Here is a 22,517-nt window from a genome sequence, read left to right as displayed (position 1 = left end):
TTCAGCAGGAGCAGCGCAATGATCGGTTTCGAAATCCACCCGCGCAAGCGCGCGATCAGCAACGACTTCGTCCAGAAGTTCCTTCGCATCCCCGTGGCCAACGTCAGCGACTGCATGTCGCGCATGACCGCCGGCGGCGCACGCCTGCGCCCGATGCACGACGGCAGCCCCATGGGCGGCCCGGCCCTGACCGTGCGCACGCGTCCGGGCGACAACCTGATGGTGCACAAGGCGCTGGACCTGGCGCAGCCGGGCGACGTCATCGTGGTCGACGCGGGCGGCGACCTCACCAACGCCATCATCGGCGAGATCATGACCTCGTACGCACAGAAACGCGGCCTGGCGGGCATCGTGATCAACGGCGCGATCCGCGACAGCGGCACCATCGGCCGCGGCAGCTTCCCGGTCTACGCGGCGGGCGTCACGCACCGCGGTCCCTACAAGGACGGCCCGGGCGAGATCAACTGCACCGTGGCGCTGGATGGCATGACCATCGAGCCGGGCGACCTGGTGCTGGGCGACGACGACGGCCTGCTGTGCGTGCCGTTCGACCAGGCGCAGGCCATCCACGATGCCGCGGCCGCCAAGCACGCGGCCGAGGAAAAGACGCTGGCGGAGATCGCTGAAGGCCGGCTGGACACGTCGTGGATCGACGCCCGGTTGAAGGCGCTGGGTTGCCTGTAAGGCAGTTCACGCCAGGATAGACCGCGCATCGCCGCAGAAACGGCCAGGCGCCCGCAAGAGGGCCGCCTGGCCGTTTTTCATGGACGAGGAGCCAGGCATCGGCAGGCGTGCGTGCACAGCGGACCTGCATGGGATCCGGCAACATGTGCCACGTGCGATTGCATGGGCTGCGTGCGCAGGAATGCCCCAGGGTGCCGCGCCGCACGTCCGCGGCCGAGCCGCTCAACTCTGCGGCGCCGCCGGCCTGCGTTGGCTGCGGAACAGCAGATGCGTGGCGGTCAGGTGGAACCGCACCGCCACCTCGGCGCAGGCCGCATCACGCGCGCGCAGCGCCACGATGATCTGGCGATGATGCTCCACGCTGCGCAGCATGTCGTCGCGCGTGTAGAAGTAGAACGAGCCGATGATGATCGGCATGTCCAGCAGGTTCTCCACCATGGCGCGCACGCGGGCCGACTGTGCGGCCTCCAGCAGCGCGTGGTGGAAGAGATTGTTGTAGTGCTGCACCTGCGCGGTCTTGTCGTCGGCGTCCGACTGCACCGCTTCCAGCATCCTCTGATTCAGCACTTCCAGATGGGCGATCTGCTCGGGCGTGGCGCGCTGCGCGGCCGTGCGCGCCGCATAGGGCTCCAGCAGCATGCGCAACTCGAAGGCCTCGTCGATGTCGCGGTCCGCCCATCCGACCACGACGGCGCCGCGCCGCTCTTCGTGCCTGACCAGTCCATCGGCCACCAGCTTCTCGATGGCCGCGCGCACGGGCGTGCGGCTGACGGCCAGCTCGCTGGCGATGTGTTCCTCGCGCAACCTTTCGCCGGGCAGGAAGGCGCCGGCCATCAGGCGGCGGCGCAGCTCTGCGTAGACACGGTCGCGGGCGCTGGTCATGGTGGCGCGGGGTATCCAATGGCGGGGATGGGCCGACTATACCTGAACGCACGAGCGCCAAATCCTGCGATGCGTCGCAGGCCGGATTCGCTTGCGCGTGACATCGCCGCCGACGCGTAAATCGGTTATAGATGGAAGCCCTCGGCGCCCCCGCCCCACGACGCACGCCTTCACGCCATGGCCGACCTGAAGCTCTTCGAAGACCTCATCGCGCTGGCGCAGACCGGCAGCTTCGTGCGCGCGGCCGAACTGCGCCACGTCACCCATCCCGCATTCGGGCGGCGCATCCGCGCCCTGGAAGCTTGGGCCGGGGCGCCGCTGGTCGAGCGGCAACGCACGCCGGTGGCGCTGACGCCGGAAGGCGAGGAACTGCTGAAGACGGCCAGCCAGGTGGTCGAACGCGTCGGCCAGGCGCGCCACCGCATCCGCGCGGGCGGCCCCACCGGCAACGCGGTGGTACGCATCGCCACGGGACGCAGCCTGGCGCGCACGTTGGTGTCGGACTGGATCGGCCGCCTGCGCCACAAGCCGCCGCGCGTGCTGGCCAAGGATGCCGAGGTCGACATCTCCACCGGCCGCATGCAGGACATGGCGCGGCTGCTGGAACACGGCCGGGCCGACCTGCTGTGCGGGTACGAGCATCCTGCCCTGTCGGTCGAGCTGACGCCGGGCCGCTATCGCTACATGACGCTGGCCACCGACAAGCTGGTGCCCGTGTGCCAGGCCGACAGCCGCGGCCGTCCCCGCCATGCGCTGGCCGAGGGCGGCACGCCCGCGCCGCTGATCAACTATGCGAGCGGCCTGGCGATGGCGCGCATCGCGGGCGACCGGCTCGACACCTTTCCCTACGCGCTGGCGCCGTTCATCTGCTGTGACTCGCCCGATGCCGTGCACGGTCTGGCACTGAAGGGCCTGGGCGTGGCGTGGCTGCCGTGGTCGATGGTCGCGGGCGATTGCCGCCGCGGCGCGCTGGCCGTGCTGGGCGGACGCGCGGAAGAGATCAGCTTCGAGGTGCGCCTGTATCGGCCTCGCATGCGACTGTCGGACCTGGCCGAGGCCGTGTGGGAAGCGACGCAGCGCGGGCAATAGCAAGGGCGCCTTGACCGCGCCCGCCTGTCCAGGTTGAAGCATTGTCAGGGTGGACCCGCTGGCTTCCCTGTCCGCGCCCTCCAGGCGCCCCTCTTGCCTCCGACGGAAAGCCGCCTTGCATCGGCGCACGGGTTCCTCATCGGGCTCGTCTCGTTCCTCGCATGCCGAGTGCCGAATCAGCACGTGGATGTGCCATCGCTGCACGTGACCTGGCCACCGCAACGCGCACAATTTTTCCACCACACGTCGAACAGATGCGGACGCCACGCGCGGTCCGCGCCATCCAAGGGAAAACCTCATGCAGATATCGCATCTCGCACGCGCCGTCCTGGCCGTTGCTTGTACAGCCGGCGCCCTCGCGCCCCAGATTGCCCGGGCCGACTACCCCGACCGTCCCATCTCGCTGATCGTCGGCTATCCGGCGGGCGGCAGCGTCGACCTGACCGCGCGGCTGTTCGGCGAGGAACTGTCGAAGAAGCTGGGCCAGAGCGTCGTCATCGAGAACGTGGGCGGGGCCGGCGGCACGATCGGTGCGCAGCGCGCCGCGCGCGCTCAGCCCGATGGCTACACGCTGCTGGTGGGATCGTCCAACGAGATGGCGATCGCCGCCATGGTCAATCCGGCGGTCAAGTACGACGGCGCCAAGGACTTCACCGCGCTGGGCGTGATCGCCTCGCAGCCCTTGCTGCTGGCGGCCTCCAAGGCCTCCGGCGTGAGCAGCGCGGCGCAGTACCTGGTCAAGCTTCGCGAACAGGCGCCGGGCACCTACAACTTCGGCTCGTCGGGCGTGGGCACTTCGCTGCACCTGGCCGGCGAGATGGTCAACCAGTCCACCGGCACGCATGCGGAACACGTGCCCTATCGCGGCGTGTCGCCGCTGGTGACGGACCTGATGAGCGGCCAGCTGACGTTCGGCGTGCTGGTGCTGTCCTCGGGCCTGCCGCAGGTGCGCGGCGACAAGATCGTGGCGCTGGGCGTGACGGAGAAGAAGCGTTCGCCGGTGGCGCCCGACATCCCCGCGCTGGCCGAGACCCCGGGCTTCGAGAACGTCGACATCAACGTCTGGTTCGCCTTCTACGGCCCGGCGGGCCTGCCCCAGCCCATTGCCGCCAAGCTGCGCGCCGCGCTGGCGGACGTGCTGAAGTCCGATGCGTTCCGCCGCAAGATGCAGGACGCCGGCGGCGAACTGGCCGAGGCCGGCCTGGATCCCGTCAAGTTCCAGGCCGCGGAAACGGCCAAGTACGGCGCGCTGGTCAAGGCCGCGAAGATCGAAGCCCAGTAACCCCGCGGCCGCTGGCCGCCCCTTGCCACAGGAGAGCCGGCGCCCGCCGGCTTTTTCAATCGATGTCCTTCCTGATTCCCTACCCCGACCTGCGCGCCGAGCGCGTGGGCAACACCGACACGCCCGGCGTGTGGCATTTCGATTCCGGCCTGCCCGGCAGGCACGTCCTGATCACGGCGCTGCTGCACGGCAACGAGCTGTGCGGTGCCTGGGCCTTGAAAGACATGCTGGCGGCCGGCGTGCGGCCCCGCCGCGGCAGCCTGACGCTGGCCTTCGGCAACCTGGCGGCGTACGACCGCTTCGACGCCGCGCGCCACGATGCCTCGCGCTTCGTGGACGAAGACATGAACCGCGTCTGGAGCGACGAGCGCCTGGCCGAGCCGGCCACGCAGGAGCGCCGCCGCGCGGCCGAGCTGGCGCCGTGGGTCGCGCGTGCCGATCTCCTGCTGGACCTGCACTCGATGCACGAACCCGGCGCGCCGCTGCTGCTGACGGGCACGCTGCCGCGCAACGTCGCCCTGGCGCGCAGGCTGGGTGCGCCCGCGCACGTGGTGGTGGATGCGGGGCACAAGGACGGGGTGCGCATGCGCGACTACGGGCGCTTCGGAAGCCCCGAAGAGGACGCCTGCGCCCTGCTGATCGAATGCGGCTTCCACGGCGATCCGGCGTCGCATGCGGTGGCGCTGGATATGTGTGCGCGTCTGCTGGTCGAAGCGGGCTGCATGGATGCCGGCGACCTTCCCGCGGCATGGCGGCTGCCTACCCCGACGATGCAGCGCGTGCTGGAGGTGACCGACGCGGTGGTCGCCCCGTCGATGGAGGTGCGCTTTGCCCACGATTGGCAGGGCCTGGAAACATTGGAGAAGGCCGGAACCGTGCTGGGATGGGCGGATGGCGTGCCCATCGAGACGCCCTATGACGACTGCACGCTGATCATGCCGTCGCTGCGGCAACTGAAGCCGGGCGTGACGGTGGTGAGGCTGGCGCGGGATTATGTGCGTTGACGTACAAGGCAGGGTCGCCAGGATCAGCTGCATGCCGCCAAAGCGGCCTCGATACGCGACTCATAAGCCTTGCGCTGCTCCAGTTCCGCCAGCACGGCCGCCATCTTCTGGTAGAAGGATGCGTCGTCCGCCAGCGCCGAGGTCGCCCACGCAGGCGCATACACGCGCTCCACGCGGCATGGCACGGATACCGGCACCTCGACGCGCTCGGTGCGCACTATGGGAGTGGCACCGCAACCGGCCAGGCCGAGGCACACGGTTGCACACAGGATTCTCATGGAGACTCCTGCAGATACTCGTCCAAGGCGTCCATGGCGGCCGCGCATTGGTCCGGTCCCTTTGCTGCGCGGCCGCGCCAATAACCGGCCGCCGCGTCGTGCCGGCCCGCCACCGCCTGCGCTTCGGCCACTGCCGCCTGAGCACGCGCCTGACGCTCGTCGGCCTCGCGCCGCAACTGGCTGACGGCGGCCCGGGCGTCACCGACATCAGCCACGCATTGGCGGTTGGCGGCATCGCCCACACTGATGCGCAATTCGGCTGCGCCCAGGCGCGCCTGCACCGCATCGACGCGCAGTTGCTGCACGCCAGCCATCGCGACGCCGCCGGCCAACGCCGCTGCGACATAGCCGCGCCATCCCGCCAGCAAAGCCAGAATGTCCGCAATCATGGCGCCTCCAGCCAGGCAGGCGAATGGGATTTGTCAACGCCTGGCGGCGCGGCCGACGGCCTCAGCGCCTCGTTCGCCGTGTGCGCGGCGACGCTTGCTTGCGAGGCGGCGCCACGTGCCGTCATGGCGGCCGATCGCGCGGTGCTCGCCGCCGTCTGTGCCGTCGCGCCCGCCGTTCCCGCTGCCTGCGCCGCCTGCTCGGCGGCCGAAGCCGCATCCAGCACGTTCTCCGCCACGTCTTCGATACGACCCGCCGCAGCCTGGACATTACCCGCTGCCGCCGCGGCCTGTCGCGCGGCACCGATCGTCTTGTCGGTCAGCGCGGCCAGCGATCGGCGATAGTCCTCTCGCTGCTGGGCGATGGCGTGGCCGGCATCGCTCCAGGCCACCAAGGCCCCGGTTGCGTATCCGCCAATAAAAATCGCCACCACCAGGGCCAACGCATACAGCGCGAGCAGCCACCGAGTCAGGCGCGGCTGCCAGCCGAAACACCACTCAAGCATTCTTGCCATGGACGGCCTCGTTCAGGTTCTGGATCTGTGTGGTCAGCTCCGAGATCAACAGGTTTTGCCGCTCTATGGTCTGCGCCTGAATCGCGGCGCGCTCGGTCAGGCCGGCCAGCTGCGCCTTCACGTCGCCCAGCTCCCGCAGGATGTCGTTGCGCTCCTTGTAGGCAGCATTGGCGTCGGCGCGTGCCTGCACGGCTGCCTGGCGCTCGACCTGCAGCTGCTGCTCCAGGCGCTCGATGGAATCGCGTTCGGATTTCGCGCCGGCCAGCGTCACGGACAGGCGTGCCAGCAGAATGGGCAGCACCTTCCACGCCGCGCCGCCGCCCACCAGGATCGTCACGATGTACGCGACGATCTGGCCGACGCTGAGCGCCTCGGCCGATACCGCGGCGGCGCCGACGCCCGCGCCGACCAGCGCGAGCATCATCCCCATGTTTTCTAGCGTGGCCACGCTTGCTCCTAGAGGCCACGCGAGTAGGTCGTGCCGCCGGCATTGAAATGCGCAGTCAGCACCTGGCGAAGGGGCATCTTGCCAGGCGCGGCCAGGCCAAGATGCACCCACGTACCTTCATGGATGATCTGGTCGAAATCCAGCGCGTCAGCGTGGCGGGCCAACTCGCGACAGACGTCTAGCGGCGAACCAAAGCCTGGGCACGTGAAATCGGCGGCCAGTCCCAGCATATGCGCCGAAGTGATGGAGCCGCCCAGGGCACGATTCAGCGCCTGGCTGCGATAACCGCTTGATATCAGCATGGGCAGGCCACCCAGGATGCCGCGCACGGTTTCCAGCCGATCCGCAAGCGTGTACAGGTTGCTCAGCACAACGTCCGTAGGGATGTTATCGATGCGCCGACGTTCGGCGGTCTGGCTGGCAACCAGCTCTGCCAAAGCAAAGTGTGGAGAAAGGTTCATTCAGAATCTCCAAACAAAAAAATCCCGCTCTAGGCGGGGAAATACATAGTGTTAGCTGCGCTACATGCCGGTAACGTCGATCAGCATATAAGTTCCTGGAGACCAGTAGTTATTAAACCCCGTGCTTGGTGGATCGCCGATAGTGCTAAAATCCGTTATCTGAATCGAATATACTGTTTGAACCGCCTCGAACCTCAAAGTATTACCTGTCCGCTGGCCCACTACTTGCATAGACCAATCTTCTTGTGCGTACACGCCTTGCGGAAGCGGTGGAAACGCTTCGTGGTTCGACGTCGCAGGCGAGGCATGGGCAATTGCGTACTGGCGCGACCCGGATAGCGGATAGTCTATGGGCGTAAATTCTGACGAATAATTTACAGATATGAACTGCTCTATCCTCATATACAACGCCGCACTGTCGAATACCAGTTGTCCGTCAGTATTGTAAAGCGAAAGCATGCCGCTTCCTGAGGCGTTTCCTCGTATCCTGTCAAAAATCCAGTATCTTACGGGCTTGCCAATGTCAGTTGCTGAACCCCTAATCTCCCAAGTTATCTGACTGCCTAACCTCGTAATGGTGAAGATGCCCACTTTGGGCTCTAAAGGCGACATAGCGAAGGCCAGGATCGGAGACGACCCAGGTCGGCCAACATACGAAATATGACCTACCGATCCCGATACTGATATCCCGCCAGGCATATTCTGCGCAGATATCAGCGTCGCCTGTGTGGATAGCACATAAACATAATTTTCGAACGAATCATTAATGAGTATGTGGCTGTCGTCGTTCCTAACTTCGAGTATGGTCATTTCAGTACACCCCGTACACCACACGAAATAGTCGACTGGAATCGAATATGGTGTATATGATTTGAACACCAGAGACGCGCACCGAATACCCGGCCGGCCATGAGGCACCTTGGCTCAAGGGCTGGATATGCGCCCAGCCCCGGTTGGCGGCGAACTCGGGTATTGTGATGGACCCGCTCGAAGTGGCCTCGAATTCTCCAAGCCATTTGGTGATAGACCTACTGAGATCTAGATGCACAGAGCCGTCTACGTTATAAAGAGTAAACACAGCCACGGCTATAACTCCATCCGTATACGCAGCGTTCCGCTAGGATCGTATAAGCGCACGCCCGCATTAGAAAGCCGCATTCGTCCACCGCCGCCGGTTCCATTTATTTGGATGGCGCCATTTTTATTGATTTGCCAGCCGGACTGATCTGGGACGAAATCGTTCGATTGGATGAAGTTTCCGATCATGGCGTTAGTGATCCAGCCGGTGCCGATGAGAGCCTGATTGATGAATGTCTGCCCCCCCTGGATAACGAACGGCGCAGTCAACAAGCCGCTTGTCTCGTCCAGAACCGCGACCCTTCCAGCAGCCAGCAAAATCTGTGACGTGATGATGCCGGCATCGTTTTCGACGCCCACACCGATACCCGCCATATAAGGCACGCCATCGACGGTCAGCTGCGTTTTGATCGTGTAGAGGGCAGCCAGAGCCGTCACGACCTGCTGCACCGCTACCATCGCTTCGCCGCCACCGTCGATCTTCTCCAGTAGGGCCTGGCCGAGCTGGCTCTCCGTGATTTTTCCCTGCAGGAAGTCGAGAATCGGATTTGCATCACTGCTCGCTGTGCCCGCCACGCCGACGCCTGACGGGTACCACGGTCCGATCTCGCCCTGCTTGTCGATGAGCCGGCCCCAAAAATACAGCCGAGCTCCAGCCGCCAGTCCCATCAGCGCATGGGTCGACTGCGGGTACGGAAACTCGCCCAGCAGCGTGGCATCTGCCCGATCATTGGTCTGCGAATACCAGATCTGCGCCCGTTCGATGATCGACGGCCCGGCCGGGAACCCCCAAGCCAACTGGATGCCGAAAATCAACGACGTGGTCGACAGGAATGCCAGAGCAGTCGGCGGTGCAATCGTGCCCTCAAGGCGTGTCTCCGCCGAAACCGTCCACACCGACGGCACATTGGCAGCATTGATGGCACGTGCGCGCGCCACGTACGCGCCGGTGCGAATGTTATCCAGCTCGAGCCTGGCCGAACCGGTGCGCCCCCCTTCGATCCAGTCGGAGCTGTCACGCCGCCATTGCACCTGGTATGCCACCGCGCCTTTCGCCGCAGGCCACTCGATCACGCCGTTGTGCTGAGCGATGCCCTGGACAACCACGGAGTAGGACGACAGGGTCACCTGCGCCGGCGGCGCCTGCACACCCGGAGGCACCACGGTGATCGGGCGTGTATCGATTTTCGTGCCGTAGTCGACGCCAGAGTATTTGCCAGGCTCGTGCTGCACCGCCATGATCTCCGCTTCCAAGGGCGTTCGACGGGAAATCGACAACACGCGGAAAAGCTGCGAGGTCAGCGCTTCAGACTCGACCGTCCATATCGATTCGGGCTCCGGCAGCTCGCTGAAGGGCTGGGTGACCGTGATGGTAAGCGTGCTGCCCGGCAGGCCTACCATGTCCGCGGTGATTTCCGTGCTGTCAGCGCGCCACGTCGTACCGTCCGCAGACACGCCCTCGCCGACCAAATCGCTGACGATGCGAGACTCGGACACACCACTCGGCAGGTTCACTACCAGTCGATCGCCCGGTCGCACAATGACATCCAGGTCCGTCGTGATCACCGTGCGCGTGGCCGAACGGATGCGCCCTCCGATCCGGCGCCCCGCGCGACGAGGGTCCACTACGCGGATTACCCGCCCCGGCGCCACAACCGCATGATCGAGGCCCACGCTGAATGTGACGGCTTGGGTCTCTCGCTGCGAGGTCAACAACGCCCATTTCGCAGCGCGCACGGCTTGGCCGCGTGAAGAGCAAGCAAACGCTGTCGTCTGGGTGACATTCAAGCCGTATCGCACCTGGGTATCGCGGTCCGATTCCACCGCCTCCATCTTGGCACGCCCCATGTCCTCCATGTCGTTCCAAGAGACCTGCGAAACCGTGTAACGTGTCCGCCGTGGCGATCCGGTGTAATTGAACCTCCCGTCAATGACGTTGGCGGCCGAGTACGTGTAGGCAGGATCTCCCGGGATATCCGCCGCAGCCATCACGACGCCACCCTGCTCATAGACCATTCCACGGAACACACTGGCCAGATCGGCAAGTACGCGGTACGCGTCGGCGCGCTCCTGGATGTAGACGTTGCAGGTAAAACGTGGCTCCTGCCCACCGAACCCATCGGGCACTAGCTCGTCGCAGTACTGTGCAACGGGATAGAGCGCCCATTTGAGCATCGACAGTTTGCTGGCCGGCACGAACGCACCAAGGCCGTAGCGGTCGTTGCTCACCAGGTCGTAGAAAATCCACGGCGGGCAATTGCTCCACGCCTGCTTGAATGTCCCGTCCCAGGTGCCGGTATAGACGCGCGTGGCCGGGTCATAGTTGCTCGGCACGGAGATGATCCGACCGCGAAAATGAAACGCACGCTGAGGGACGGACTGAAACTGTTTCGCGTCGATCTGAACGCCGACGAGCGCCGACATCGGCATGCGCAGCTTGGCGTCGATGATCTCGGATACGGCCTGGATGAACGTGCGATCAGCAATGGTGCTGCTGTTGGCATTGGCGGTCAGCCGCGTCACGCGCACGTTCCAGCCTGACGTTGAGGGCGGCAGGTCGATGCGATGGGACCGAGCGTAGGTCTGGGTCGTCTTCCCGTCGAAAGCGCTGCGCAGAACATCCTGCCACGCGCCGCCACCGGTCTGCACCTCGATGATGTATTCGACGCGATAGCCGTTAATGTCGGCGTTCGTGGTGTTGGTCTGAGACAGCCCACGCACCTCTAGCGTCACACGCACAGCGGACAGATTGGGGTTTGTGAACTGCCGCAAAAACGACTGGTCGCTGCGCAGCTCAATGCCGATTCCAATCGCTGACTCGGCCGCGGGAAACCCGGCGATGTAGTCCTGGTCTTGCGTCCCGGCACGAAAGTCGGCCCGCACACCCTCGAAGTTCAGCGTACCGTCATCGTTCTGGATCGGCGTGCCGTCCAGATAAATGTCGCGCAGCAGACCACCTATGCCATGCACCGGACCGACGACGGGCCCCTCGCTAACCAGGTCCAATACCTTGGCATATGAGGTGCTATGTAGCGAGTCGGGAGCCTCTATGGGCGCTCTCACGTCGCTGCCGCCGCCCTTACCGCCCTTCGCCCCGACGATGGTTATGCCGCCTCGCCGCGATATCTCGCTGTATGGGCCAGAAATGCAAAAAGCGCCCGCAGGCGCCTCTTCTCGTTCCATCACTGTTGCAATCATGCCTGATCTTCCGCGAAGATGCCGGCCGACACGACCGAGCTGCCCACGAACATCTCGCCATACAGCAGTGGCACAGCGTTACCCTGGGCCGTCGTATTCACCGGACCGTTGAAGTTGTAGGAGGCGCCATTCTCGGGGTTGTCCTGCGTAGACAGGCCCCGCTGCTGCGGTGACAGCATTTGCACGATACCGGCGAACATCATGGCCGCACCAAACTTAATGAGCGGAGTGCCAGCGCCGCCGTACGCAGAGACGACCGCGCCGACCACGATCAACGCCGCGCCGAGGATAGTCTGGAACACGCCGCCGCGCTTCGCGCCTTGCAAAATGGGCGCGATGCGTATGTCCTCACCTTTGGCTGGCTTGGCGACATCCTCTTCCCCGATATTGCGCTTCCCCAGGAAGCAGGCATAGCGCACGTCCGTCGCAAGAAATGCCCGTTCAAATCCGGGGACCGTTGCGCAGAGTGCCTGCACCGCTTCAGCGGTACTCATCACGGCCAGCCGATGCACCCGGCCGAACTGCGCCCCCAGGCGCCCATATAACCGAACCGTCTTCAGGCTCTCGCTCATGGTTCCTCCATAAAAAAACCCGCCGAAGCGGGTTCCATGTGATTTCTTATTACGTCAGACGCACGACTGAGCTGTGACAACCAAGTCACTATATCCGTACGGTAAACGAGAACGCAGATTGATATCGCCCCCCTCGCCCTGACGGTCCATCGCCCGCAGGGAAATAACGGGATATAGATCGGCTAAGTAGATCTCCTGCCATCAGGAATGGCGCTGTTGTTAGGATTTCTGACGTAATCGCGCCAACCCTGCATCACGCAGGCAGTGTAATCCGCCGATGTTTTCTGCGAAGTGCCAAACCACACAGGCGGCGAGGCTCGCAGTTCCGAAGCCGACATTGCCATGCAGCCGCTTAACATCGGTATCAATACCGCCCAAGTATTTTCTTTCATCCCCGTCCCTCCGAGTTTTCATCGCGGCCAATATACCGCAGCCTCGCCCGGGTGCATTCAAGCCAGTATCCGCCGTACACCACCCGCTCCGACAGCCGGCCGTATAGGTGATGCAGCATGCCACCGGCGAGCGGATGCAGATCCCGGCGCTCAGCCAGCGGCCTGGGCCCGAGGTAGACGCCGGCGTGGTTCGTACGCTTGCTGAGCACCTGCATCAGGATCACATCGCCAGGTTGCAACGGCTCGGCATCGCTCAGCCGCCGGAAGCCTGCCTCGGCGAAATGGTCGAGGTAGAGTTCCTGCTCGGTTTCCCACCAGCCGTCGGCACGTTCGAATTCGGGCAGCTCAATCCCTCGTTCCCTCGCATACCAGTCCTGGATGATGGTGTAGCAGTCGAGAATGCCGTGGTGAAACGCGCGGCCCAACAGGGGCGCCTGGTAGCCCTCCGGCGCCCACGAATACACCTGGCGCGCCTCCACCACGCCGCCCTCGGCGCGGACCTCCACGATGTACCAGGGCAGACCAGAGGCCTCGCACGCTACGCGGTCGGCATCGCTCGGCAGCGGATCGGCGTCCGGATGGCTGTGCACAACGGCGAGCACCTGGCCTGCGTCGTCGGCCGTGGCGTAGTCCTCCGCGGCAATCCTGAACTGGTCGCCGTCGCTGGCCGCATTACGGCACGCGATGTACCGTTCGGTCGCGCCACCGTGCGCCAGGCGGTCGGGCGCAGACACTATCAGCCCACAGCACTCGCGCGGGTACTCCGCGACCGCGTGTGCGCGGATCGCTGCCAGAATGGATTTGCGCATGGTATTTACCTCAAGCGGTCCGCAGCCGGGAACCCGCCGAAATTGATGACGGCATACTCACCGAACCGCCTCTTGCACGAGGTCACGCGACCGCCGCACTTGTCCAGCGCGGGGTCGGTGACCATGTTGTCCATGGCATCGAAGTACTTGTTGTCCGTGTACTGGCAGTACGGGCCTCGATAGCCGCCGATCCAGAGCCACGGACACATGTTCGCGACGATTTGCCGGCCGGGCAGTTGTCGCCCGTCGAAACTCAGAGAGTTGGCCAGCTCGAATTCGACCAGCTCGGCCGATTCGCTGGTCTTCTGCTCGACGATCCAAACCTCCGTCGGAAGCTCCTGCACCGGGTCCGCCGACGAATTCCCGTCGGGGAAGTTGGCAGCATCTAGGTATTGCCCCAGCGTCTCGCGCACGGTGAGTACTGCGCCCACCATGTCATCCAACGCCAGGCACAACGCCGAGATTACGCCAGGCACGGGATTTCCCTGGCCATCCTGCCCGATGTTGCCGACAGCCAGCGTTGGCGACGGCTGCTGGGCCTCCCCCGTGCGCTGGAAATCCCTCGCCTCGATCGCCCACGGGTCGTACTGCTGCCCTTGCCACCAGATTGGGCCGGATTGCGCATGTCCGTGAAACCGCAGCACGTCGCCGCCGATGCCGGTCGCGTCCAGTTCGAACAGGCGTACCAGCGCTCCAGGCTCCAGTCGCTGTACATCTGCGGTGATCGGCATTACGACGCCTCTTCCACCGCCACCTGCTCGGGCGTAGCTCTCAGCGCGTCCAGTTCGGCCTGCAGCTGGGCGATGTTGCTGTCTCGGCTGGCCACCTGCTGGCGCAGCGTGTCCGCCTCGGCCTGCGCGGCGGCCAAGTCGGACTGGGCAAATTCGAGCGACACCTTGGCCGTGGTCAAGTCGGCCTGGAGCGTGCTGTTCTCGGCCAGCGCCACCGTCGTCGCTTCGCCTAGGACCGACTGCAGCGTCGGGCTGTCGAAGATGGGCCGCGCCGGGCCCAGCACTTGGGTCTGCGTACCGGGATTAAACGGATCGGTGGCAATAGCAGCGGGGCGGACGTGCGCGCCTTGGATGCCGCCGAACGACGATACAACGATAAGGATTTCACCTGCTTTGAAGCTTTCCATGTGCATTGCTCCTATAGATGATTAGTTTTTCCAGCGGCCAACAGCGGTGAGGTAGCCTTTTCCATCAATAGCGCCGGTATTACCGTTGCTAATGTTTTTTAGGTAGCACAGACCGGTGCTAGCGGTTGACGGTCCTGAATTTCCGCAAGAAAGATCGACATACCCAGCCCACCCACCACTGAATGAAGGGTGAAGAGTGTCTATAGACGTAAAGGCTGCAGGCCAACTCATAGGAGTAGCTGCCAGGTTGACTCCTGTATCAGCGGTCAGGCCCCCGCCAAGAACGAGAATGAAACGCAAAGTGCATACCATAGTGCCGTCCGCGTACCTACGAACGAACCAGTTCCCATACTCTCCACTGACCCCAATAGGGCCGGTTTCATATGGGGCCATGCTTACCGGCAACCCGGTTTTGTGCGAAATCCAGTCCGTGCCGTCGCTGGTGCATTCGCTGGCTCCGCCCTGCGCGTTGGAGCAATAGAATGTAGCCCCGGTATTGCTTGATGCGGCGGGGAGAGTAGTGCTGGTTCGTACGGCCGCGAACAGGCCACCGTCGATCTGGGTATCGCCGTAGACTCGTAGGGTTCTCCCGGCGGAGGACGCTCCACCGATGCCAGCGCGCGCCTCTGCCCCGCTGACCGCCAACTCGTGCCGAGCAGCGGACGAACTGCCGGAGCCGTTCAGAATCTGAAACGCCTTCAGCCCATTGCCAGCGGCACCTTGAAATACGCGCAACAGCGCATCCGACGTTCCATCGCCCGCTGCGGGGTTCATGTCGATAACGCCAGCCGCGCTCCCCACCTTGGAAATGCGTGCTTGGTTGGACCCCGCCTCCAGGATCAGATTGTTCCCGACATTGACCGAGCCGGTGAAAGACGTAACCGCCGAAGCACCAACCACCAAGGCGTTGGCACCAGTGCGCGTGAGCGTCACATCCGGCGCAACCGTAATCGCTGATGAAAAGCCTAGGGGGACGGAGAGTCGCAGTGCCGAACCGAGGAAACTTGCAACGCCAGTCCCACCAGACGAAACTTGTACGCCTTGGCTGGACGAACCAGAGAACGACAAACCCGTATCGGTGCGGCCGCCCAGGCCCAGCGCAACCGCGGTAGGCAAGCCGGACGCAAGAATTAGGGGTCCGGTCAGCGCCCCGCCGGTAAGCGGCAGCGGCCCCGTGTCAGCGAGTGGAAGCGGTGCCGTCGTAAAAGAGGTCAGATCCGGAATGACCGCCGTTGACCAGGTAGACATCCACCTGAATCCGACGTCTGCTCCGACGTGACCGATACGAGCCGCCATCAAGGAAATCAAGAAGAATCCCGCAGTACCCGTTCCAGTGGTGTCGAAAACGATGCACAGCTCGCCCGTGCTATTGACGCCGGCAAGCACCGCAGGCCGCCAATCACCGCGATGATTCACCCAGCAGTTGCCCACGCTTAGCGCCGTGGTGATATAGAGCTGCACAGTGCAGTTCAAAGTAGCTACGGCGCCAAGGCGCTGGCCGGCGAACTCCAGCGACAGCATAGTGCCGCCGGTGCTCGGCCGCGCGGTCTTGAACTGCCCGAGAATCGTCGTGGCCTCGTTGGCGTTGTGCTTGAGGCTAGCGAGGTCACCCGACGTGGCGTAGCGGTAGCCCGTACTGCCGGAAGCCTGTGTGGCGACCCTATAGCTGGGTAACGCCACGCCCTCCTGGCGATACGTCAGATTGCCATTGGCGTTGAGCGCGGCCACGCCACCAGCGATGCCTTTCTGTGCCAGCGGGATAACCCCGCCGCCGATCGCCGCGTACAACTCATCGAAATTGGCGTTAGTCTTCGTGAACGACACACGTGCGTTGTCTCCGGTGCCGTCGTTCGGAGCGGTGCCGGTGTTGATTACCTGCTTGGTCATGGTTTGAATACCTGCTGAAAGGTGGCCGAGACCGTGTAGACGGCGCCGCCTACCGGCGAGGGGCTATACGAGGTGACCTCGTACCACCCCTCTTCGCCCAATGGCGGCGTCCAGCGAAACGAGCGATAGCCGGCATGGCGGTCGAAGAACGCCAGGATGGGTTCCAGGTAATCGGCCGTGCCGATGAACTGCAGCGGCCAGGACTGCACCTTGTTATTGATGCCGTCGCCGGCCGCCTGCCGATAGCCGTCTCCGAACTGTGCGACCAAGCGCCGGTACGTCACAGTGCCCTGCGGTTCGTTGACCGAAGGCCAGGTAAAGGTTTCGGTGGTTGCCATCACATGCGCCCGTTCTGTTGTTGCCAGGCCATGCCGCCCTGGCGGTACGACCGGGCCTGGAGTTGCTGGAATCGCGCATCGATCATGGTTCCGACCTCCTGGGCAAATTGCTCATAGTCCTCGGGCGCGCTGGATTGCACGTCGCCGCCGCCGTTGATGGTGACGCCGACGTTGATGACGCTGCCGCCCGTCGGCGAAATTGTCCCTGCCTGTGCTGGCGTCCCGGTCGGCAGCGAAGAGCCATCGCCCCCCATCCAATTACGGCTTCCCGAGTTCATCGCATCCAGGGTGCCGCGCCCGATGCGCGCGGTGGCATCAGCATTCAACACATACTCCTGGCCATGAACTACGCCCGCCACTTGATCGCGCGGCCGATCCCCGGTGTAACCACCGCCCCCCAGGAACATCAACCCCTCTCCCGCAGCCGCGACGTCTGCGGCGGTGGCGCTGCCAATGCCGCCGCCGGCGAACATCCCGGACAAGGCACCAAAACCTTGCGACAGCGCGCCAGCCAGGGGCTCGATCAGCGCCTTGCGTGCCGCAATACGCGCCAGGTCGATCAAGATGCTGTCGGCCAGATCCTTGAAATTCGCCTTGCCGGTGAAGACGAGCGTTTCCAACTGCTCGCCGAATCCCGTTATCCACCGCTGACCGGCTTCCTTCGCGATGTCGAAGGTATCGCCGGCAGCTGCGCCGAAATCCCGCAGAGCACGCTGGGCATCGGATGCCCAACGAATCCCGGGCTGACGGGCCCTGCGCGACTCATCGGGTTGCGGGTCCTGACCGGCTTGCGTAGCCGCAGCCGCTTCTCCCGCTTCCTGCGAAATTCCCGGAGCGATGGGCTGTGCGGCTACCTTGGTCTTGCCGCCCTCTCGTTTTTTGTCTTCTGCTGGAGCTCGACCGAAAACATCGCCCAGCAAGTCGGCAAACAGGCCTGCCCCGGGTTTGGTCACAAGCTCCCGTAGCGAAACCTTGCCAAAATCCGTCAGGAAGGTTTTCGATATATCGGAGAAGTTGGCCTTCCCGGTACGCACCAGTTGCTCGATCTGCTTGTCGAAACCCGTTAGGAATTCAGACGACGATTTCTTCAGCGTGTCGTAGGTCTTGCTCGATTCGCTGGCATAAGTCACCAGACCGCGCCGCAACCCCAGCAACCACTGGGACTGCAACTCATTGCGGCCGCGGTAGTACTCCTCTTCCTTTGCCAACGCTCCTGACAAGGAGTCAGGATCTCCGTCCTCCTTGCCGGTTCCTACTTTTCCACCCTTGTCCTTCGACTTCGCCGCCTCGGCCTCTTGGGCCCGCATCTTGCCTAGTCCGTCCGTGGACTTGGACACGCTCGCTGTCTGCTGGTCCAGCAGGCGCAGGGCCTTCTGCGTTGCCGACTCGATCTTGCTTCCAGCATCGGCGGCGGCCTGGCCGATACTGCCGAACGTCTTGCTGGCCTGTTGGCCTGCCTTTGTCAGGGAGGTGATGGCGGCCTGCATCTCCCGCGTGAAATCCTTCAGCGCGTTCTTGGCCTGGGTGCTATCGACCTTCACCTGCATCGTGGCATTGATTGTTTGAGTAGCCATATCAACCTCGGTGCATTTCCTTCAGCGCGGCGTGTTCGAGGACCTGCAGGTCTTCGAACAGCTGGCGCTGGTCCTCGCGGGGGATGCCATACAGGCGCAGGAGGAAAGGCAAAGCTTGGTAGTTCAAGCCCGTGGGGCCGCTCATCCCCATTACCCATTGCGTGCTCAATGCATCAAACACGTTGATGATTGGCACATGCTCTTCCCACACCTCGATGCCCGCCGGACGCACGTCGTCCGGCGTCAGCCCGAACCCGGCGAGCTGCCGGGCATCGGGCCGACGCCAGTACATCGCGCGGCCGACGGCGCCTAGTTTTTTCGGCGCACCACACCCAGTTCGGTGAGATAGGATTCCAGGATCGCCTCGGGCGCACCGGGGAAGTTGCCGCACAGCACCGTCATGTTCTCGGGGGTATACGGCTCTTCCACGTTGCGCCAGTCGGCCACGATCTCGTCCAGCACCGAGCCGTCCGTGTCGCCGTCCTGCGGCGGACGTGACAGATAGGCCTTGGCGGCATCGCGCGTCTTGTGCTTGAAGACGAGTTCCAGCGGCTGTACGCCGCCACCCGGCACCGGCACGTTCACCACCGCGGTGAACGTGGGCGACGCCACGATCTTGAACATCGCCGGCTTAGCTTGCATAGCGGGTCGGCTCCGAGGCCAGCGACAGGTTCACGGCCAGGACCATGATCTCGTCCTGGTTCATGGTGGGCACCTTGTTGAACGAGATGTACGCGGCGTAGTAGATGACGGCGCCGTTGGGCAGCGACAGGCGGATGACGCGCGGCAGGCGATCGCTGTCCGCCGCGTCCAGGATGGCGTAGTGCGGCTGAGCGGCGTCATCGGCCACCTGCAGCGTGATCTGGCGCGGCGTGCGCTTGGTCGGCAGTTGGCGCTGGTCGCCGGTGTCGGCCAGGAACGAGTAGGTGGCGAACTGCTGCTCGCCGCCCGATGCGCTGCTTTCGGTGATCTGCGTGATCTCGGTCCAGCTGGTGGGGGTCACCAGGCGAGCGCCGCCCGCGCCGCCGCCAGCCGGATAGCGGCGCACATTGGTGGTGTCGATGCCGTCGAGAGAGAATTTGTCCGCTTCGGACGCAGCCACGCGGGCCACGCGGCTGTCCAGCGACGTCCAGCCAGAGCGCACCAGCACGATGCCGCCGTTGACGAAGCCGTGACCGGTCGACGACGCCACGCCGGGACTGGCGTTCGTGACGGCCGTGACGATCTTCTCGGCGCCCAGGGTGCCAGCGATCGAGATGGTAGAGCCGTTGGAAAGGAAAACACTCATTGTCGAACTCCAATAGAAAAAGCCGCCCGAAGGCGGCTGTTGCGGCGCCCTCTTGGACGGCCATATGAACGTGGAACGTGCGGTTGCCGCGCTGCGCAGCGAAGGAGGCATATGCGTGCCGGCCGGCATCGCGAGGCAAAAGAAAAAGCCCGCGGCACAGGGCTCGCGGGCTTGCTGGCGGACTTTTGACGAAATCCGATGAAAAGGATTCTGACGCGCTTTTCTGTCTTGCACAACGAATTTCTTGCGGCGGCGGCGATTATTTATCGGTGCCGTGCCGCAGGCCCGTATACAGGCAGAAAAGCAAAAGCCCGCGGCGGCGGCGAGCGGGCTTCGTGGTTTTTCCGGACGGATTTATGAGGAAATCCGATGAAAGAGATTTTGATGTTTTTTCTAGTCTACGTCAATAATTTTTATGTACTGCATGCATTGCCCTGCTTTACTGCATTCGCCGTGCCACACTCGCCGTGGCTGACTGGAACCGCATCCGTTACGACAACGACCTGCTACTGGACGAAACCACCATGGCGCAGGATCTCTTCGGCATGCGCATACGCAGCTTGATCGATTCCCTGCATCGGCGCGGTGCCCTTCCTGCCATGCTTCGCGCCCTTCAGGAAAGGCGATACCAGAGAGTTGATGCGACTGACGGTCGACAGGCTGACGCCATGTTCGTGGGCCAGGGTCTCGAGCCGCGTGCCGCTGTCTTCGTAATGCCGCCGTACCAATGCCAGGCGCAGTTCCGTGTTGCCGGCATGTCCCACCGCCTCGCCCGCAGCAACGGAGATTTCACGCAGCGCGGCCAGCCAGTCCAGGCGCGGCCGTTGGCCATTGCATTCGCAGCATCGTGCTTGGCGAGGCGCGTATCGGGCGCGCAGCGCGGCCAGATGCAGACGGTTCAGTTCTTTCGACAGGATGCGTTCGGCCATGGCCTTTTCGGCGTCGAGATCAGCACCGACGAACGGCGGAGGATCCGCCAGGCGCGCATCGGCCAGCCGGGATGCGGCAGGACGCGGGCTGCCGCTGCGACGCTCGTCGTTGAGGGCATGAACGATGGCCTGCGTCACGGTCATGAACGGGTAGTCCATGGTCAAGCCTCCTGCGGATAGAACGGTTCCGCTTCGGCGCAGCCCTGCGCGATGCGCACCCAGGCCTGCAGAGTGCCGCGTGCCTTCAATCCGTGCCGCGGATTGGCAGCCCAATCGGACAGGAACCGTTCGCGTTCGTCGTCCGACATGCGCGCGAGATGCGCCCCCAGGATGCGATCCAGGGTGCGGCGATCCCCCTCGGCCACGCCGCCAGTGCCGGGAAAGCAGCGCCAGCAGCGACACCCCGAGAAGACGCGGCGCTCGGCACGGTCATCGTCGGCGATCCGATGTTGGCGGGTGGACAGCTCGGGCAGTCCGAGCAGGAGGCCCCACGCGCCTTCCAGCTCCTGCCATTGTTCATTGATGGTGTTCATAGGACTTCCTTTGGTCTGACATAGAACACCACGAAAGATATCAATAGATATCCAACACTTCAATCAAAAGATTGTGTATCATTAGATATTCATTGAGCCAACCAGGAAGACGCGATGAGCCTCTCCGTAACCGCCCACCGTAACGCCCGCGAACTTGTGCAGGAGGCGGGTTCCCTGGCGCGCTTTGCCGAAATCGTCGGCATCTCTCCCGCCCAGGCATGGCAGATTGCCGGCGACGACCCCCGCCGCGGCATCGGCGCCAAGATGGCTGACCGCATCGAGCGCGCCTTCAACAAGCCGACGGGATGGCTGTATTCCGCGGGCGGGCCGTCTGGCGAAGATCTCGGCGCGCTGGGCAATGTCCGCCGCATTCCGGTGCTGAACTACGTGCAGGCGGGCAACCTGACGGACGTGGGCGTGGGCTTTGCCGGTGAGACGCTGGAGTATCTGGTTTCCGACCTGGGATTGTCGGATCGCGCCTTTGCGCTCATCGTGCGGGGCCTGTCGATGGCGCCCATGTTCCAGCCGGGCGACAAGATCATCGTGGACCAGGACCTCAGCCCCAGCCCCGGATCGTTCGTCATCGCCATGAATGGCGGCGAAGAAGCCACCTTCAAAAAGTACCGACCACGCGGCGTCGACCCGAACGGCAACGAAATCTTCGAACTCGTGCCACTGAACGAAGACTTCGCCAGCCTGTACAGCGACCGCCAACCACTGTCCATCGTCGGCACGGTGGTCGAGCACCGGCGCTATTTGAAATAGCGGTTGCGGCTCGCAGCGACACGGCCCTGGTGCTCTTACATCGGGGACACTGGACCTTCGATGCTTGCGTTCCTGAAACGTCGAGCTTGCGCATCGCCATCATAAAATATCTTACGCTTGACCTGATAAATATCTATTGATATCTTTGTTGGCCCACCTGTCCGATAACAACAGCCCTGGTCTACGCCCCAGATCAGAGCGCAACCCTTATCGCGGCGCATGCCGTGCACCCATAACCTGGACTACGGAGGCCACCCATGTCCACCCCCTGCATGTCCCGCGCACCTGCCGCGGGGAGCCGTATGCCGCCCGATGTCGCCACGCGGCTGGACACGGGCGCGAGCACGGCAGGCAGCTATTCGCTGCCTACCACGCAAGAAGAACGCTGCGCCGTGCCGCTGCGCATCGCGTCCTCCACGCTGTCGCAACTGGGCGCGTTGTTCCGCCAGTTCGTCATCGAGCTCGAGTCGCGTGACCTCACTACCGCCGACCGGCACCGCCTGAAGCTGTTGGCCGACCTCGGCGCGCATGTTGCGGACGATGCGGCAAATCTTGCCGACTATCCGCGCGACGCGTCCACTCGCCATCGCGCGCAGGTGCCGATGACGGCTACCGGAGACGTCCGATGAACACCGCTCCATCCCTATCCTCGCGATTGCGCGTGCTGTTGGTACAGGCGCTCGAGCGGCACAGTCCCGGCTGCGGCGCATATACCAAGTTCGACCAGGCCAGCGGTGCTCCGGTCACACGCTGGCGCGAGCACCTGCCCCAAGACGTGGAACGCGAAATACGCGCCTTCAGCGCGGGTTGGGCAGCGGCCTCGGCGGCGTGGGCCTCCGAGATGAGACGCCGCGGAGCGCCTGATGAACACGACGCCCGGCCTTTGCCGCCGCGATTCGGCGGACCACGCAACGCACAAGCCAAACAACGTGCTCGAGGACAATTGGAAGCCTTGTTCCAGCGCGACGACACGCCGTGATCAGCCATA

At 63.9% G+C, this 22,517-nt stretch carries 27 protein-coding genes; 7 read left to right on the top strand and 20 right to left on the bottom strand.

Going from position 1 to position 22,517, the window contains the following annotated elements; all coding sequences use genetic code 11:
- Positions 1–18: 18 nt before the first annotated feature.
- Complete coding sequence (locus tag FS845_RS01620) at positions 19–684, top strand: RraA family protein (RefSeq protein WP_144630292.1); 666 nt, start codon at positions 19–21, stop codon at positions 682–684.
- Positions 685–906: 222 nt separating this feature from the next.
- On the opposite strand, the gene FS845_RS01615 is transcribed toward FS845_RS01620, so the two are convergent.
- Positions 907–1,566, bottom strand: coding sequence for a GntR family transcriptional regulator (locus tag FS845_RS01615; RefSeq protein WP_144630290.1), 660 nt, complete (start codon positions 1,564–1,566; stop codon positions 907–909).
- Positions 1,567–1,743: 177 nt separating this feature from the next.
- On the opposite strand from FS845_RS01615, the gene FS845_RS01610 reads away from it, so the two are divergent.
- The 3 genes from FS845_RS01610 (at position 1,744) to FS845_RS01600 (ending at position 4,941) form a co-directional block, all read left to right on the top strand.
- The gene (locus FS845_RS01610; RefSeq protein WP_144630288.1) at positions 1,744–2,655 is read left to right on the top strand and encodes a LysR family transcriptional regulator; all 912 of its coding nucleotides are present in this window, start codon (positions 1,744–1,746) and stop codon (positions 2,653–2,655) included.
- A gap of 298 nt (positions 2,656–2,953) precedes the next feature.
- Positions 2,954–3,937 (top strand): Bug family tripartite tricarboxylate transporter substrate binding protein, encoded by a 984-nt coding sequence (locus FS845_RS01605; RefSeq protein ID WP_144630286.1) that lies wholly within the window; start codon positions 2,954–2,956, stop codon positions 3,935–3,937.
- A gap of 62 nt (positions 3,938–3,999) precedes the next feature.
- Entirely contained in the window at positions 4,000–4,941 is a 942-nt protein-coding gene (locus tag FS845_RS01600; RefSeq protein ID WP_144630284.1) for a succinylglutamate desuccinylase/aspartoacylase family protein, read from the top strand.
- 23 nt (positions 4,942–4,964) lie between these two features.
- Here the strand turns inward: FS845_RS01600 and FS845_RS01595 are convergent, their stop codons facing one another.
- From FS845_RS01595 to FS845_RS01505, 19 genes are all read right to left on the bottom strand, one after another.
- A complete protein-coding gene (locus FS845_RS01595) occupies positions 4,965–5,219 on the bottom strand; it encodes a hypothetical protein (RefSeq protein ID WP_144630282.1) in 255 nt (84 codons plus the stop codon).
- Complete coding sequence (locus tag FS845_RS01590; RefSeq protein WP_144630280.1) at positions 5,216–5,608, bottom strand: hypothetical protein; 393 nt, start codon at positions 5,606–5,608, stop codon at positions 5,216–5,218. Before FS845_RS01590 ends, FS845_RS01595 begins: the two co-directional genes overlap by 4 nt.
- Positions 5,605–6,120, bottom strand: coding sequence for a hypothetical protein (locus tag FS845_RS01585; protein ID WP_144630278.1), 516 nt, complete (start codon positions 6,118–6,120; stop codon positions 5,605–5,607). Before FS845_RS01585 ends, FS845_RS01590 begins: the two co-directional genes overlap by 4 nt.
- Positions 6,104–6,568: a hypothetical protein gene (locus FS845_RS01580; RefSeq protein WP_144630276.1), complete on the bottom strand. Its 465-nt coding sequence runs from the start codon at positions 6,566–6,568 to the stop codon at positions 6,104–6,106. The genes FS845_RS01585 and FS845_RS01580 overlap by 17 nt, the downstream gene beginning before the upstream one ends.
- 8 nt (positions 6,569–6,576) lie before the next feature.
- Complete coding sequence (locus FS845_RS01575; RefSeq protein WP_144630274.1) at positions 6,577–7,029, bottom strand: D-Ala-D-Ala carboxypeptidase family metallohydrolase; 453 nt, start codon at positions 7,027–7,029, stop codon at positions 6,577–6,579.
- Positions 7,030–7,089: 60 nt separating this feature from the next.
- The gene (locus FS845_RS01570; RefSeq protein WP_144630272.1) at positions 7,090–7,488 is read right to left on the bottom strand and encodes a hypothetical protein; all 399 of its coding nucleotides are present in this window, start codon (positions 7,486–7,488) and stop codon (positions 7,090–7,092) included.
- A 627-nt stretch (positions 7,489–8,115) separates the two neighbouring features.
- Positions 8,116–11,304 (bottom strand): host specificity protein J, encoded by a 3,189-nt coding sequence (locus tag FS845_RS01565; RefSeq protein ID WP_260986099.1) that lies wholly within the window; start codon positions 11,302–11,304, stop codon positions 8,116–8,118.
- A complete protein-coding gene (locus tag FS845_RS01560) occupies positions 11,301–11,876 on the bottom strand; it encodes a tail assembly protein (protein ID WP_144630270.1) in 576 nt (191 codons plus the stop codon). Before FS845_RS01560 ends, FS845_RS01565 begins: the two co-directional genes overlap by 4 nt.
- A 388-nt stretch (positions 11,877–12,264) precedes the next feature.
- Positions 12,265–13,077: a C40 family peptidase gene (locus FS845_RS01555; protein ID WP_144630268.1), complete on the bottom strand. Its 813-nt coding sequence runs from the start codon at positions 13,075–13,077 to the stop codon at positions 12,265–12,267.
- A gap of 5 nt (positions 13,078–13,082) precedes the next feature.
- Positions 13,083–13,808: a phage minor tail protein L gene (locus FS845_RS01550; RefSeq protein WP_144630266.1), complete on the bottom strand. Its 726-nt coding sequence runs from the start codon at positions 13,806–13,808 to the stop codon at positions 13,083–13,085.
- Positions 13,808–14,215, bottom strand: coding sequence for a hypothetical protein (locus FS845_RS01545; RefSeq protein ID WP_144630264.1), 408 nt, complete (start codon positions 14,213–14,215; stop codon positions 13,808–13,810). The genes FS845_RS01550 and FS845_RS01545 overlap by 1 nt, the downstream gene beginning before the upstream one ends.
- 21 nt (positions 14,216–14,236) lie before the next feature.
- Positions 14,237–16,102 carry a hypothetical protein gene (locus FS845_RS01540; protein ID WP_144630262.1) on the bottom strand — a complete coding sequence of 622 codons (1,866 nt, stop codon included), beginning with the start codon at positions 16,100–16,102 and terminating at the stop codon, positions 14,237–14,239.
- A complete protein-coding gene (locus FS845_RS01535) occupies positions 16,099–16,440 on the bottom strand; it encodes a phage tail protein (RefSeq protein WP_144630260.1) in 342 nt (113 codons plus the stop codon). Before FS845_RS01535 ends, FS845_RS01540 begins: the two co-directional genes overlap by 4 nt.
- Positions 16,440–18,014: a phage tail tape measure C-terminal domain-containing protein gene (locus FS845_RS01530; protein ID WP_144630258.1), complete on the bottom strand. Its 1,575-nt coding sequence runs from the start codon at positions 18,012–18,014 to the stop codon at positions 16,440–16,442. Before FS845_RS01530 ends, FS845_RS01535 begins: the two co-directional genes overlap by 1 nt.
- Before the next feature lies 1 nt (position 18,015).
- On the bottom strand, positions 18,016–18,306 hold the full coding sequence (locus tag FS845_RS01525; protein ID WP_144630256.1) for a DUF1799 domain-containing protein: 291 nt from the start codon (positions 18,304–18,306) through the stop codon (positions 18,016–18,018).
- Between the two features lie 17 nt (positions 18,307–18,323).
- Positions 18,324–18,656: a phage tail assembly chaperone gene (locus FS845_RS01520; RefSeq protein ID WP_144630254.1), complete on the bottom strand. Its 333-nt coding sequence runs from the start codon at positions 18,654–18,656 to the stop codon at positions 18,324–18,326.
- Positions 18,646–19,302, bottom strand: coding sequence for a phage tail protein (locus FS845_RS01515; RefSeq protein WP_144630252.1), 657 nt, complete (start codon positions 19,300–19,302; stop codon positions 18,646–18,648). Before FS845_RS01515 ends, FS845_RS01520 begins: the two co-directional genes overlap by 11 nt.
- Positions 19,303–19,808: 506 nt before the next feature.
- The gene (locus tag FS845_RS01510; protein WP_144630250.1) at positions 19,809–20,390 is read right to left on the bottom strand and encodes a hypothetical protein; all 582 of its coding nucleotides are present in this window, start codon (positions 20,388–20,390) and stop codon (positions 19,809–19,811) included.
- Between the two features lie 2 nt (positions 20,391–20,392).
- A complete protein-coding gene (locus FS845_RS01505; protein WP_144630248.1) occupies positions 20,393–20,764 on the bottom strand; it encodes a hypothetical protein in 372 nt (123 codons plus the stop codon).
- Positions 20,765–20,878: 114 nt separating this feature from the next.
- Here FS845_RS01505 and FS845_RS01500 point away from each other — a divergent pair, with 114 nt between their 5' ends.
- The 3 genes from FS845_RS01500 to FS845_RS01490 all read left to right on the top strand — a co-directional run bounded on the left by FS845_RS01500 (position 20,879) and on the right by FS845_RS01490 (position 22,508).
- Positions 20,879–21,529, top strand: coding sequence for a LexA family protein (locus FS845_RS01500; RefSeq protein WP_144630246.1), 651 nt, complete (start codon positions 20,879–20,881; stop codon positions 21,527–21,529).
- Between the two features lie 257 nt (positions 21,530–21,786).
- Positions 21,787–22,158, top strand: a complete 372-nt coding sequence (locus FS845_RS01495; RefSeq protein WP_144630244.1) for a hypothetical protein — start codon at positions 21,787–21,789, stop codon at positions 22,156–22,158.
- The gene (locus FS845_RS01490; RefSeq protein WP_144630242.1) at positions 22,155–22,508 is read left to right on the top strand and encodes a hypothetical protein; all 354 of its coding nucleotides are present in this window, start codon (positions 22,155–22,157) and stop codon (positions 22,506–22,508) included. Before FS845_RS01495 ends, FS845_RS01490 begins: the two co-directional genes overlap by 4 nt.
- The last annotated feature ends 9 nt before the right edge of the window (positions 22,509–22,517 follow it).

The organism is Bordetella genomosp. 13 (assembly GCF_007679965.1).
In the GTDB taxonomy this organism is placed as follows: Bacteria; Pseudomonadota; Gammaproteobacteria; order Burkholderiales; family Burkholderiaceae_B; genus Bordetella.
This window is presented reverse-complemented; position numbering and strand designations above follow the sequence as displayed.